The organism is Myxococcus sp. AM010 (genome assembly GCF_013372585.1).
GTDB classification, from domain to species: domain Bacteria; phylum Myxococcota; class Myxococcia; order Myxococcales; family Myxococcaceae; genus Myxococcus; species Myxococcus vastator.
This window is the reverse complement of the sequence record NZ_JABXEO010000103.1, coordinates 1-12,886: the sequence shown is the minus strand read 5'-3', so window position 1 is coordinate 12,886 and position 12,886 is coordinate 1. Positions and strand designations below refer to the sequence as shown.

The 12,886-nt window shown below is 69.6% G+C and carries 11 protein-coding genes; 7 read left to right on the top strand and 4 right to left on the bottom strand.

Features of this window, described 5'->3' with window-relative positions; translation table 11 throughout:
• Positions 1–37: 37 nt before the first annotated feature.
• Positions 38–2,068 carry a TonB family protein gene (locus tag HV826_RS31945; RefSeq protein WP_176420845.1) on the top strand — a complete coding sequence of 677 codons (2,031 nt, stop codon included), beginning with the start codon at positions 38–40 and terminating at the stop codon, positions 2,066–2,068.
• 153 nt (positions 2,069–2,221) lie between these two features.
• Entirely contained in the window at positions 2,222–2,824 is a 603-nt protein-coding gene (cglE, locus tag HV826_RS31940; RefSeq protein WP_176420844.1) for an adventurous gliding motility protein CglE, read from the top strand.
• Between the two features lie 73 nt (positions 2,825–2,897).
• Here cglE and typA read toward each other — a convergent pair whose 3' ends face one another.
• From typA to HV826_RS31925, 3 genes are all read right to left on the bottom strand, one after another.
• The gene (gene typA / locus HV826_RS31935; RefSeq protein WP_176420843.1) at positions 2,898–4,739 is read right to left on the bottom strand and encodes a translational GTPase TypA; all 1,842 of its coding nucleotides are present in this window, start codon (positions 4,737–4,739) and stop codon (positions 2,898–2,900) included.
• 211 nt (positions 4,740–4,950) lie between these two features.
• Positions 4,951–5,892, bottom strand: coding sequence for an alpha/beta fold hydrolase (locus HV826_RS31930; RefSeq protein ID WP_176420842.1), 942 nt, complete (start codon positions 5,890–5,892; stop codon positions 4,951–4,953).
• Positions 5,889–7,475, bottom strand: a complete 1,587-nt coding sequence (locus HV826_RS31925; protein WP_176420841.1) for a sigma 54-interacting transcriptional regulator — start codon at positions 7,473–7,475, stop codon at positions 5,889–5,891. Before HV826_RS31925 ends, HV826_RS31930 begins: the two co-directional genes overlap by 4 nt.
• Positions 7,476–7,591: 116 nt before the next feature.
• Between HV826_RS31925 and HV826_RS31920 the strand changes: the two genes are divergently transcribed.
• The 5 genes from HV826_RS31920 to HV826_RS31900 all read left to right on the top strand — a co-directional run bounded on the left by HV826_RS31920 (position 7,592) and on the right by HV826_RS31900 (position 12,070).
• Positions 7,592–8,593 carry a cation diffusion facilitator family transporter gene (locus HV826_RS31920; RefSeq protein ID WP_176420840.1) on the top strand — a complete coding sequence of 334 codons (1,002 nt, stop codon included), beginning with the start codon at positions 7,592–7,594 and terminating at the stop codon, positions 8,591–8,593.
• Positions 8,594–8,685: 92 nt separating this feature from the next.
• Positions 8,686–9,720: a hypothetical protein gene (locus HV826_RS31915; RefSeq protein WP_176420839.1), complete on the top strand. Its 1,035-nt coding sequence runs from the start codon at positions 8,686–8,688 to the stop codon at positions 9,718–9,720.
• Between the two features lie 26 nt (positions 9,721–9,746).
• Entirely contained in the window at positions 9,747–10,304 is a 558-nt protein-coding gene (rsmD, locus tag HV826_RS31910) for a 16S rRNA (guanine(966)-N(2))-methyltransferase RsmD (protein ID WP_176420838.1), read from the top strand.
• Positions 10,305–10,349: 45 nt separating this feature from the next.
• On the top strand, positions 10,350–10,832 hold the full coding sequence (coaD, locus tag HV826_RS31905) for a pantetheine-phosphate adenylyltransferase (RefSeq protein WP_163784165.1): 483 nt from the start codon (positions 10,350–10,352) through the stop codon (positions 10,830–10,832).
• A 47-nt stretch (positions 10,833–10,879) separates the two neighbouring features.
• The gene (locus HV826_RS31900) at positions 10,880–12,070 is read left to right on the top strand and encodes a pyridoxal phosphate-dependent aminotransferase (RefSeq protein WP_176420837.1); all 1,191 of its coding nucleotides are present in this window, start codon (positions 10,880–10,882) and stop codon (positions 12,068–12,070) included.
• Positions 12,071–12,074: 4 nt separating this feature from the next.
• Here the strand turns inward: HV826_RS31900 and HV826_RS37620 are convergent.
• Positions 12,075–12,886: hypothetical protein (locus HV826_RS37620; RefSeq protein ID WP_255217520.1), on the bottom strand; the 812-nt coding region annotated here is incomplete at its 5' end.

The window sequence follows — 12,886 nt, the reverse complement described above, 5'->3', positions numbered from 1 at the left end:
GTCGTTCTAAGGGCGGAAGGGAAGAGGGAAAATCCTCATGGCGGCGGCGAAGAACAACGGCTTGACGCTTCGGATCACCGGGCCGGATGGCTCCACGGCGGAAGCCGTGTCGGAGGCCGAGAGCGTCATTGTGGGGTCGGGCGCTCAGGCAGCAGTGAAGATTCAGGACCCGCGGGTCTCGAATCTCCATGTGATGCTGAAGGTGGACAAGGATGGCTCGGTGACGGCCATCGACCTGGGCAGTGAGGGCGGCACGGAGGTGCGGGGACAGCGGCTCGTCCTGCCCACGGCGCTCAACCCCGGGGATGTGTTGATGGTGGGCGGCAGCCGGGTGGAGGTGCTCTTCGGGGCGCCCCAGCCCGAGCGTCCGCTTCCCGCGGGTGCGCGGGTGGCGGGGCCGGTGTTCCAGGGGCGGGTGGCCACGCCACCGCCGCCGCCGCGTGGCATGCAGACGCAGACGCGCGCGGACCTGCCGAACCTGGTGCCCGCGCCGCCGCCGCCCATGCGCCAGGTGTCCACGGCGCTGGGCAACCGCGTGGAGCGGGTGGCCTCTCCCGGCGTGCTTCCGGTCGAGCCGCCCCGGCAGGCGCCTCCGGGGCTCCAGCCTCGCACGACGCCCTCCACGGCGCGGACGCCCACGCCGAACACGGCCACGACGCGGCGGACGGTGGCGCCACACCTCCAGGAGCCACTGCCTCCCGAGGCCAGGCCCACGCCCGAGGCGCGTGTCCTCCAGGTCGCGCTGCTGTGGGGCGACACCATGCTGGAGGTCCAGCACTTCAAGGACGGCGTGCCCGTCACCATCGGCGAGGCGAAGAAGAACTTCTTCAACGTCTTCGCGCCGTCGGTGGGCACGCGCCACGTGCTGGCCGTCAGCAAGAAGGACGGGCTGGAGGTGCGCGCTCCCGCGGGCTCGCGCACCTTCGTCACCAACCAGGGCAACGTGCGCACCAAGGACGCGCTGCGGGCCGCGGGCGCGCTCTCCGGTCAGGCCGGTGACGCCGCCGAGCAGCGCTTCACCCTGGGCCTGCATGACCGGGTGGAGGTGTCGCTGGGCACGGTGTCCTTCGTCGCGCGCTACGTGAAGCCGTCTCCGGTCATCACCGCCGCGTCGCTGAAGGACTCCGACTTCACGTTCTTCAAGATCACCAGCATCTGCATGCTGGCGGGCCTGGCGGTGGTGCTGGCCATGGTGCTGACGCCGCGCCAGGAGCTGCCGCGAAGCGCGGACATCTTCGAGTCCCAGCAGCGCGTGGCGAAGCTCCTCATCACCCCGCAGAAGAAGCTGGAGGCGAAGAAGCTCCAGCTGTCCGCGCCGGAAGAGGGCGCCAAGGCGAAGGACGAGGAGGGCAAGTTCGGCAAGGAGGAGGCGAAGCAGCAGGAAGCGGCGCCCTCCAAGCCCGGCACGCCCGTGGTGGACAGGAGCAAGAAGGAGAAGGACCGTCAGGCGGTGGGCAAGGCCGGCCTGTTGGGCGCCTTCAAGGGCATGAAGGGCGGGGCGTCGGACGTGTTCGGCCCCGGCGGCTTCGGCACTGGCATCAACGACGCGCTGGGCGGCCTCAAGGGCGGCGCGGCCATGGGTGACGCGCAGGGCGTCGGCGGCCTGGGCTCGCGTGGCACCGGCAAGGGCGCTGGTGGCACCGCGCTGGGCATCGGTGGCCTCGGGACGCAGGGCACCGGCCGTGGCACGGGCGGCTCTGGCGGCATCGACCTGGGCGGCCGTGGCAAGTCCATCACCAAGGTCATCCCCGGCAAGACGACGGTGGTGGGCGGCCTGGACAAGGACGTCATCGCCAAGGTCATCCGGCGGCACCAGGGGGAGATCAAGTACTGCTACGAGTCGGAGCTGAACAAGGACCCGAGCCTCGCGGGCAAGGTGGCGGTGGCCTTCGTCATCGACCCCACGGGCGCGGTGTCCGACGCGACTGTCTCCGAGACGACGCTGAACAGCGCCGCGGCGGAGCGCTGCATGCTGTCGCGAATCCGCCGCTGGAAGTTCCCGGAGCCCAAGGGCGGCGGCGTGGTGTCGGTGACGTACCCCTGGCTCTTCTCGCCCGCGGGCGGGTGAGCGGCGGTCGCGGCCCGTGAAGGACCCGAGTGGCGTGGACGAAACGGTCCACGCCACTTTCGTTTTTTCCCCACTGCCGGTTCCGTGGGGGCGTCATTAACGTCTGCGCCGCTCCCGCGTTGCGCTGGGAGGGCACGTCTGTCGGGAGGACCCGTGAAGAAGTCTCAGCTGATTGCCGCGCTCGCGCTGCTGTCGTCTCCGGCTCTTGCGGCCACGCCACCGGAGGGGGTGGAGTTCCAGCCGCGCCGCGGCTTCTTCACCGAGACGGACATTGGTGTGTTCTTCACCGTGGGCGGTGAGAACGTCTACTCCAACGCCCAGACGTACCTTCAGCTCGGCGTGGGGTATGACCTCACGGAGAAGCTGTCGCTGGGGGCGCACTTCGGGCTCGGCTCATCCGCGCAGAACTGCTTCGCGGGCTACCTGCCCGGCACGGAGACGTGCGCGCTGTCGGACAACTTCACCATGGCCTTCTTCAACGCGTCGGTGGCGTACCACGTGCGCGTCATGGACCGGCTGTTCCTCACGCCCAAGGTGGTGGCGGGCTACACGCGGTTGGACCCAGCGCCCGTGGACCCCGGCGCGGGCGACCCGGGACGCGCCGTCAGCGCGCCCAACGCGGGCCTGGGCTTCGGCGTGGAGTACGCCACGGGCATGGACCACTTCTCCGTCGGCGCGGACCTGCTGGCCCGCTACATCATCGGGCCCAACATCACCTCCTTCGCCGTGTTTCCGAAGGTGAAGTACACGTTCTGAGCGCGGACGGACGAAGGGCCCGCCCCCGACATGGTGGGAACGGGCCCTCGGCGCTTGAGTCGGGCGCGGAGGCCTAGTCGGCCGCGCGCTCCTCGCGCTTGCGGTCACGCTCGGCGCGGTAGCGGTCGCCCACCGCCAGCGCCCGCTTGCGCATGCGGATGGACTTGGGCGTCACCTCGACCAGCTCGTCGTCGGCGATCCACTCCAGCGCCTTCTCCAGCCCCATCTCACGCGGCGGGGTGAGGATGACGTTCTCGTCGCGGCCGGAGGCCCGGATGTTGGTGAGCTTCTTCTCGCGGCAGCAGTTCACGTTCAGCTCGGACGCGTGCGAGTGCTCGCCGATGATCATGCCCTCGTACACCGTGGTGCTGGCGCCGATGAACAGCGAGCCACGCTCCTGGATGCTGAAGAGCGCGTAGGGCACGGTGTCGCCCAGGCGGTCGGAGACGATGGCGCCGTTCTGACGCTTGGGGATGTAGCCGAACCACGGCTCGAAGCCGTCGAACTGGCTGCTCATGATGCCCTCGCCACGGGTGATGGTGAGGAACTCCGAGCGGAAGCCGATGAGGCCGCGCGCGGGGATGCGGAACTGGAGCCGGGTGCGGCCCGAGCCCAGGCTGCCCATGTCCACCATGCGGCCCTTGCGGGGCCCCAGGCGCTCCGTCACGGCGCCCACGCTGTTCTCCGGCACGTCGCAGAAGAGCAGCTCCATGGGCTCGTGCACCTGGCCGTCCACCACCTTGGTGATGGGCTCCGGGTTGGAGGCCGTCAGCTCGTAGCCTTCGCGGCGCATGTTCTCGATGATGACCGCCAGGGCGAGCTCGCCACGGCCCACCACGCGGAACGCGTCCGGCGTCTCGGTGTCCTCCACGCGGACGGCCACGTTGCGGTAGGCCTCGCGGTAGAGGCGCTCACGCAGGTTGCGGGAGGTGACGAACTTGCCTTCCTTGCCCGCCAGCGGCCCGTCGTTGACCTTGAAGATCATCATCATCGTGGGCTCGTCCACGGTGATGCGGGGCAGGGCCACCGGCTTCTCGGCGTCGGCGATGGTGTCGCCGATGGAGATCTCCTCGATGCCCGCGATGGAGACGATTTCACCCGGCCCCGCGTCCGGAATCTCCACCCGCTTCAGGCCGGAGAAGCCGTACAGCTTGACGATCTTCCCCGGCTGCACCTTGCCGCCCTCTCGGCAGACGGAGACGGGCATGTTGGCGGTGATGCGGCCGGCCTGCACGCGGCCCACGGCCAGACGGCCGACGTAGTCGTCGTAGTCCAGGTTGGCGACGAGCAGCTGCAGCGTCGTCTCGTCCGACTTCGGCGGAGGCGGGATGTGGTTGATGATGGCGTCGTACAGGGGCTCCAGCGTCTTGCCGGGCACGTCCAGGTCCGTGGACGCCTGACCCTGGCGGGCGACGGTGTAGAGGACGGGCATCTCCAGCTGCTTCTCATCCGCGCCCAGGTCGATGTAGAGCGAGTACACGAGGTCCAGCACGTCCTTCGCGCGGGCGTCCTGGCGGTCGATCTTGTTGATGACCAGCACCGTCTTCAGGCCCATGGCCAGGGCCTTGCTGAGCACGAAGCGCGTCTGGGGCAGGGGACCTTCGGCGGCGTCCACCAGCAGGATGACGCCATCAACGAGGCGCAGCCCGCGCTCCACCTCACCACCGAAGTCGGCGTGACCCGGGGTGTCGATGATGTTGATCTGCATGCCCTTGTAGTTGACCGCGGTGTTCTTCGCGAGAATGGTGATGCCCTTCTCGCGCTCGAGGTCGTTGGAGTCCATCACCCGTTCGGCGACGTGCTCGTTGCTTCGGAAGGTGCCCGCCTGCCGAAGCAGGTGATCGACGAGCGTGGTCTTGCCATGGTCAACGTGGGCGACGATGGCGACGTTACGGATGTTTTCGCGAGGAATCATACGAACCGAACTGTGATGGAAGGTGGGGTACGCCCGAGGAGGTCGGGGCTTCCGAACCCCACCGGAACCCGGAAGGCGGGCGCTTATATGCCGCGAGTGCGTCCCCTGCAATGCAGCCGGAAGTCCAGCATCCGGGCGGGCGGGTTTTCACTCCTGCCACCCATGAACAACACCAGGGCGTCGGCACCTTCCAACGGGCATTTGCGCCCGCTCAATGGTCTGGGAGAGGACTCACCGCCGGTGTAGGTGAAGGGGAGAGGGCGGCGGTACGCACGTTCAGTCGCTCCCGGAGGAAGCGCTCGACGCGGGCCTCGACCCGCCCTGGAGCTTCGAGTGGGGCGGTGTGGGTGCCGTCGGGGATGAGGTCCAGCTCGGCGCCCGGAATCCGGGCGGCCATCTCCTCGGAGATCCAACCGGGTGTGAACTTGTCCTGGCCGCCCGCCACCACCAGGGTGGGGACGTCCACGTGGGGCAGGTGGTCCCACGCGTTGTGCTCCGCCATGGACTCCAGGGTGCGCACGAAGACGACGGGGTCCATCCGGGCCAGGTGGTCGAAGTAGGGGGCCAGGTCGTTCCGGGCGATGCGCTCCCGGTTCATCTCCAGGGTGATGGCCAGCTGCACGGCCAGCTCCGTGCGCAGCACCGTGTGGATGATGCGAGCGGACTGCCCCGGGTAGCGCTCCACCACGCGGCGGATGAGCGGGAACGCCCGCTTGAGCGCGGTGGAGTCGTGGAAGGTGTCCAGCGGGTTGCCGTAGCTGCCACACACCAGGACGAGCCCGCACACGCGCTGGGCGTAGCGGCGCTGGAACTCCAGCGCCACCTGGACGCCCATGGAGTGTCCGAAGAGGACGGCGCGCTCCATCCCCACGGCGTCCAGCGTCCGCCGCAAGTCGTCGCAGGTGTACAGCATGCCGATGCGCGAGCGGTCCGCGGGGACGGTGGAGCGGCCGTGGCCCCGGTAGTGCCAGCGCAGCACGCGGTGGTTCCGGACCAGGTAGGGCGCCAGGTACTTCCAGGCGAAGCCGTCACAGCCCAGGCCGTCACAGAGGACCATGCCCGGGAGGCCGTCTCCCTGGACCTGGTAGTACAGCTCCGCGCCGTCCGGGACGCGCAGGCGGTCCTGGTGGAAGTACCGCGTGCCGGGGCTCATGCGTCGCCCAGCTCCGCCTCGTCCTCGGGCAGGCCCTTGTCCAGGCCGTAGCGGGAGATCTTCAGGATGAGGTTGGAGCGGCTGATGCCCAGCTCGCGCGCCAGCCGGCTCTTGTTGTAGCGCGTGCGCATCAGTCCCTGCTGAATCATCTCCCGCTCCAGTGCCTCCACGGCCTCGTGCAGCTTGCCGTGGGCGCGCGGAGAGATGAAGGGGCCTCCGCCGGGCAACACGGCGTCGCGGATGCGGCTGGAGATGAGTTCGGCGGGAATGGACTCCAGCTCGCCCCCCAGCACGAGCAGGCGTTCGATTTCGTTCTCCAGCTCGCGGATGTTCCCTGGCCACGCGTAGGCGCCCAGGATGGCCAGGGCCTCCGCGTCCAGCCCGCGCGCGCGCTGGCCCTCGCGGTGGTGCTTGCGCAGGAAGTGGTCGATGAGGACGGGCATGTCGTCGCGCCGCTCCCGCAGGGGCGGCAGCTGCACGCGGATGACGTTGATGCGGTAGTAGAGGTCCTCGCGGAACTCACCCCGCTTCACCAGCTCGCCCAGGTCCTTGTGGGTGGCGGCGATGACGCGGACGTTGACCTCCTTGAGCTGCGTGCCACCCACGGGCAGGAAGGTGCCCTCCTGGAGCACGCGCAGGAGCTTCACCTGCAGCGCGGCGGACATGTCGCCCACCTCGTCCAGGAAGAAGGTGCCGGTGTCGGCGACCTCGAAGAGGCCCTTCTTGTCGCGCAGCGCGCCGGTGAAGGCGCCGCGGGTGTGGCCAAAGAGGGCGCTCTCCAGCAGGTTGTCGTTGAAGGCGGAGCAGTTCTGCACCACGAAGGGCTGCTGCGCGCGCGGGCCGCTGAGGTGGATGGCGCGGGCCACCAGCTCCTTGCCGGTGCCGGACTCGCCGTTGATGAGGACGGTGGAGTCGGAGTTGGCCACCTTCTCCATCAACCGGAACACCTCCATCATGGGCCCGGAGCGCCCGATGATCTTCTCGAAGCGGTAGCGTTCATTCAGCTCGCGGGACAGGACGGGCGCGCCGTCCTCCTGGCGGGAGGCCTCCGCCGCTTCGTGGTTGGCGATCTCATTCGCCGCGCACTCGAGCAGATCGGACAGCTTGCTCAGGTCGGCGCCGTCCAGGACGGGGACCTGCTCGCTCAACCCGTCCAGCGCCGCGTGCGGCGGGGCGAACTGGCGCACCTTCGACTTGAGGACGTCCGCTTCCCGCGCGTCAAGCGGCTGGCGGGCAAAGCCCTCGACGAAGAGGAAGCCCTCGTACTCGTTGGCGATGTAGAGGGGCGCGCCCACGATGGTGAAGTTGAGGTGGCAGTCGTGGATGAGCGAGCGGCGCACCTTCTTGTTGGCCTTGAACTTCTCGTTCAGCACCCGGACGGACTGGCCGCAGCGCCGCATGCCCTCTTTCGAGGTCAGGGCGACGCGGCAGAGGGCGTTCGGCGGCGAGCTGAATTCCCCGCGCTGCCACTCACGCACCACGCCGTGGCGGTCCGCGAACGTCAGCTCGACCTGCCACCACTTGCGGATGACATCCCTGAGCATGATGATGGTGTGCAGGTTCAGATGCTTCCCGTAGTCCATCCCCACCTCCGTCGCGTCTCCCCACGCTCCGGAGCAGGGGACGCCGGGCCTGGCGGCAGCCAGATTCCCGGCCTCTCATACCTCATGAATGGGCATTGTCCGCACCCCCCTCTCCCGTGACTACCTCCCCTTACACCCGCGGTGAAGCCGGGCATGGCCACGAGCATGACCACGACGGTCATGGCCACCATCATCATCACGGCCATGGGCACGGACATGGGCACGGTCCCCGGAAGGGCGGACTGGCGGAGGAGCGGAAGAAGGACAAGCGCCGGCTCATCTTCGCCCTGGTGCTGACGGCCACCATCGCGCTGGCGGAGGCGGTGGGCGGTTGGCTGACGAACTCGCTGGCCCTGATGTCCGACGCGGGCCACATGCTGACGGACGTGTCCGCGCTGGCGCTGAGCCTGGTGGCGCTGTGGTTCGCGGGCAAGCCGGCGGACGTGAAGAAGACGTACGGCTACTACCGGATGGAGATCCTCAGCGCGCTGCTCAACGGCGTGCTGCTGATGGGCATCACCGGCTTCATCCTCTATGAGGCGTGGGAGCGGGTGCGCTCGCCGGCGCCGGTGGACATTGGCCCCATGGCCATCGTGGCCGGGGTGGGCCTGCTGGCCAACCTGGGCGCGCTGGGGTTTTTGCACAGCTCCCACTCCATGAACGTGCGCGGGGCCTTCCTGCACGTGCTGGGGGACACGCTGTCGTCGGTGGGCGTGCTCGTGGGCGCGGGCATCATGGCGTACACGGGCTGGTACGTCGTGGACCCCATCATCTCGGTGGTCATCTCGCTCGTCATCGTCGTTGGCGCGGTGCGGCTGGTGCGCGACGCGGTGGACGTGCTGATGGAGGCGGTGCCGGCGCACGTGGACCTGGCGCAGATCAAGGAGCTGATGCTGCGCGCGCAGGGCGTCACGGCGGTGCATGACCTGCACGTGTGGACCATCTCCAGCGGCGTCTACGCGCTGTCCGCGCACCTGGTGGTGCAGGACCCCATGGTCTGCAACAACGACGAGATTCTCTCAGCGGTGAAGCACGACCTGTACGACCGCTTCGGAATCGACCACACCACGATTCAAATCGAGAGCGAGACCTACGCCCACCTGGGTGAGGTCCACTGACGGTCCTCGGGCCCCGGGGGCGTGCCCCAGCGGACGCTCCTGACAGCTTCACCTTGCCTCGGGCGGCGCGGGCGGATGATTCTCCACGCTCCATGAACGTGCTGGACAAGGTGCTGACGTTACGGCCGGGGAACACGGTGGCGCGAGTAGGCGCGGGCTCGCGCGTGCCGCTGCTCAATCCCCGGGAGCTGCTGCGTGCCCTGGCGGAGGCGCCGGTGGCGCTGCCGTGTCTGCCGGTCCAGGCGAAGGGCGCCTTGCCAGGGCTGCTGCGCGCGGCCCGGTCGGAGGATGCCGTGCTGGGGCTGGCCTGCCCACACCCCCTGTCGGACCGTGGAGCGCCCGAGCGCTTCGTCGTGGCCGCGCATCAGGCCGCCGCCGAGGCCGAACACGCGCGGCCGCTGTTCCTCCAGGCCGGGCCCATCCGGGTGGCCCGGGCGGACGCGGACACGCTGGACGCCCTGAAGGACGGCATCTACCGCGTGGTGGACGCCGGCTTCTCGCTGGTGTCGTTGGACCTGTCCCGGCTGGACTCCTATGAGGCCGTGGAGGCCGTGAATGCCCTGGTGGCGCCGGTGACCGAGCGCGAGCTGGCGCTGGAGCTGACGGGACCGGCCGCCTCGGGTGGGTTCGTGGACGCGTACCGGACGCTGCTGGAGGGCCTCAGGCAGTGGAAGGTGCCGGTGGACTTCGTCCGGGTGCCGGAGTTCGCGCTGGGCGAGGGCGAGCCGGACGTGCGGCTGCTGCGGAGCCTGGTGGAGCTGGCCTCGGAGTACGACGCCGTGCTGTCGGTGGGCGAGGCGGGCGCGGCCCTTGCCGGTGGGCTGCCCACGTACGTGGCGGCGGGCGTGCGCAAGGTGGACTGCGTGGGCGGCTTCGAGCGGCTCGCATTGGGAGCGTGGCCCCCGGACGTCCGCGCCAGCGTGGAGGACAAGGCCATGGCCGCCGGACTGCCCGCAGGCCAGCTGCTGAGCGTGCTGGAGGAGCAGCTGCCGCCGCTGGACGCCGCCGCGCGGGAGAAGCTGGAGGCCCTGTCCTTCATGGAGGCCACCGAGGTCCTGGCCGCGCTGGGGGCCACGCGCACGGGTCAGGCGTCGCTGCGCTTCCTGGCGGAGAAGCGGGGCGACTGAGGCCGGAGCGGTGTAGAAGGGGCCCCATGCGAATCGTCGCCGGCACCGCCAAGGGCCGCGCCCTGGCCGGCCCCAAGTCCTCGTCCCTTCACATCCGCCCCACGGCCGACCGCGTCCGGGAGACGCTCTTCAACGTGCTGGGTCAGTTCCTGGACGGCCAGCGGGTGCTGGACCTCTACGCCGGCACCGGCGCGCTCGGCCTGGAGGCCGTGTCTCGCGGCGCGGGGCAGGCGGTGCTGGTGGACCAGGACCGCGAGGCGCTCACCCTCTGCCGCGAGAATGCGCGGGCCGTGGGGCTCGCCGGGCAGGTGGAGGTGCTGTCCGCGCCGGTGGCCCGGGCGCTGGAGACGCTGAAACGGCGCGGCGACCGCTTCGAGCTCATCTTCGCGGACCCGCCATACGCCGCGCGCGTGGTGGAGACGGTGCTGGACGGCGTCGTGGCCGCCGGGCTGTTGACGCCCTCCGGCATGGTGGTGGTGGAGCACGACAAGCGCGAGGCGGCCCCGGACACACATGCCGGGCTTACCCGGGAAGACCAGCGCCGCTTCGGGGACACGTTGGTGAGCTTCTATCGGGCGCCGTGAGCAGTCCTTGACCGGCTCCCGGGGGCATCCGAGACTTCCAGGCACATGCCGGTCGCCATCTATCCTGGTTCTTTTGATCCGCTCACCAACGGGCACCTGAGCCTCATTCAGCGCAGCCTGAAGATGTTCGATCGGCTCATCGTGGCCATCGCGGTGAACCCGAAGAAGACACCGCTCTTCACCGAGGACGAGCGGCGCGCGTTGATTCGCGAGGCCGTCCAGGACGACCGGGTGGAGGTCGACGCCTTCCACGGCCTGCTGGTGGACTACGTGCGCCGCCGCAACGTGGGCGTCATCGTCCGCGGGCTGCGGGCGGTGTCGGACTTCGAATACGAGTTCCAGCTCGCGAACATGAACCGCAAGCTGGCGCCCGACGTGGAGACCGTCTTCATGATGACGGGGGAGGACTACTTCTACATCTCCTCCAACCTGGTCCGGGAGGTGGCCTCCTTCGGGGGGGACGTCACCGGGCTGGTGCCGCCCAACGTGCACGAAGGTTTGAAGGCGAAGTTCGCTGGAAGGAAGTAGCGGGCAGGCCCCTTGTCCGGCGTGGCGCTCCGCGTTAGGCATGGGACATGAAACTCGCTCGCCGGCTCCAGGCCATCAAGCCGTCTCCGACGCTCGCTCTCAACTCGCGCGCCAAGGCGCTCGCCGCCAAGGGTGTGGATGTGGTGGTCCTGGCCGCGGGAGAGCCGGACTTCGACACGCCGGACTACGTGAAGCAGGCCGCGGTGGAGGCGCTGCGCGCGGGCTTCACCAAGTACACCGCCACCAACGGCATCCTGGAGCTGCGCGAGGCCATCTGCGCCAAGCTCGAGCGGGACAACGGGCTGCGCTACACGCCGGACCAGGTGCTGGTCACGTCCGGTGGCAAGCAGGCCCTCTACAACTTCTGCCAGGCGGCGCTGGAGGAGGGTGACGAGGTCATCATCTTCGCGCCCTTCTGGGTCAGCTACCCGGACATGGTGCGGCTGGCGGGCGCCACGCCCGTCATCGTCCCCACGCGCGAGGAGGACGGCTTCGCGCCGGACCCGGACGCCATCCGCCGCGCGCTCACGCCGCGCACGCGCGCCGTCATCATCAACAGCCCGGGCAATCCCACCGGCGCCGTCTATTCGCGCGCGGCGCTGGAGCGCATCGCGGAGGTGCTGCGGCCCCACGACTGCCTCATCGTCACGGACGACATCTACGAGAAGCTGCTCTTCACCGACGAGCGCCTGGGCATCAGCGACGTGGCGCCGGACCTGGTGCCGCGGCTGGTGGTCGTGAACGGCATGAGCAAGGCGTACTCCATGACGGGCTGGCGCCTGGGCTACATCGCCGGGCCCAAGCCGTTGGTGGCCGCCATGCAGATGGTGCAGGACCAGTCCACGTCCAACGCCTCGTCCATTGGGCAGAAGGCCGCGCTGGCGGCGCTGCAAGGGCCGCCGGACACCCTCACCGCCATGGTGAAGGAGTACCGCGAGCGCCGTGACTTCTTCGTCGCGGGGCTGAACGCGCTGGACGGCGTGCGCTGCCGGATGCCGGAGGGCGCCTTCTACGCCTTCGCGGACGTGCGGGGCCTGCTGGGCCGCTCGTACAAGGGCAAGCCGGTGACGTCCGCGATGCAGCTGTCGGAGATCCTGCTCGAGGACTTCCGCGTCGCCGCCGTGCCTGGCGAGCCGTTCGGCGCGGACGGCTACGTGCGCATGAGCTTCGTCACCTCGCGTGAGGTGCTGCAGAAGGGCCTTGCCCGCCTGGGTGAACTGGTCAAGGCCCTGAGCTGACCGCTCAGTCCGTGTAGGCGAAGGCGCGGAACTCGTCGCGGTATTGGCGGTAGACGAGGACGGCGGGGCGGCCGGAGAGGTTGCCCACGGCCGTCCACACGTCCTTGGGGTTGCGCAGATCCAACCCCAGCCGCGCGGGCGCCTTGCCGTACTTCTTCTCCATGGCCTCCAGCGGCATCACCTCCACGTCATACAGGGTGATGAGGTCCGTGCGCTTCAGCCGCAGCTGCTTCACCCATGCCGACACCAGCTCCTCCGGCGTGGCGTAGCGCTCCGCCTCCAGGCTGAACGGGTAGAGCAGCTCGTTCGAGGCCGTGCGCACGTCCCCCGTCAGCAGCGACTGGAAGAGGAAGCGCGCGTCCGCCTGGATGTCCCGGTGGATCTGCTCCTCGGGCGACAGCGGCGGCGTGTCCGGGACGGGCTCGCGCTGCAAGTCCAGGATTCCGGCAGGCAGGTTGACCGGCGGTGCGCCCGCGTGGGGCGGCGTGGGCGCCGCGCGAGTCGAATCAGCGGCGGTTGCCGGCTGCTGCGCGGCGGGGGCCCCGGACTTCCTGGGCGCGGCAACGGCCTTTTCCGCGGCTGCCCCGGGTGATGCGGTGGGCTCGGCCTTCTTGGCGGCGGCGGTGCCTGCCTTCTTGGCGGGCGCTTCAGCGGCAGCCGGCGCAGCGGGCGCTTCAGCGGCCGGAGGCGCCGCGGGGGCCTCGGCCGTCTTGGGCGCGGCTTCGGCCTGCTTGGGCGCTGCTGCCTCGGCCGCCTTGGGCGCGGCTTCGGCCTGCTTGGGCGCTGCCTCGGGCGTGGGCTCCGCGGGCGTGGGGG

Excerpts from the sequence above, each read along its gene's own strand:
- HV826_RS31945 (WP_176420845.1), top strand. The coding sequence starts at position 38 with ATGGCGGCGGCGAAGAACAACGGCTTGACGCTTCGGATCACCGGGCCG.
- typA (WP_176420843.1), bottom strand. The coding sequence starts at position 4,739 with ATGATTCCTCGCGAAAACATCCGTAACGTCGCCATCGTCGCCCACGTT.
- HV826_RS31930 (WP_176420842.1), bottom strand. The coding sequence starts at position 5,892 with ATGAGCCCCGGCACGCGGTACTTCCACCAGGACCGCCTGCGCGTCCCG.
- HV826_RS31925 (WP_176420841.1), bottom strand. The coding sequence starts at position 7,475 with ATGGACTACGGGAAGCATCTGAACCTGCACACCATCATCATGCTCAGG.
- HV826_RS31915 (WP_176420839.1), top strand. The coding sequence starts at position 8,686 with ATGAACGTGCTGGACAAGGTGCTGACGTTACGGCCGGGGAACACGGTG.
- rsmD (WP_176420838.1), top strand. The coding sequence starts at position 9,747 with ATGCGAATCGTCGCCGGCACCGCCAAGGGCCGCGCCCTGGCCGGCCCC.
- coaD (WP_163784165.1), top strand. The coding sequence starts at position 10,350 with ATGCCGGTCGCCATCTATCCTGGTTCTTTTGATCCGCTCACCAACGGG.
- HV826_RS31900 (WP_176420837.1), top strand. The coding sequence starts at position 10,880 with ATGAAACTCGCTCGCCGGCTCCAGGCCATCAAGCCGTCTCCGACGCTC.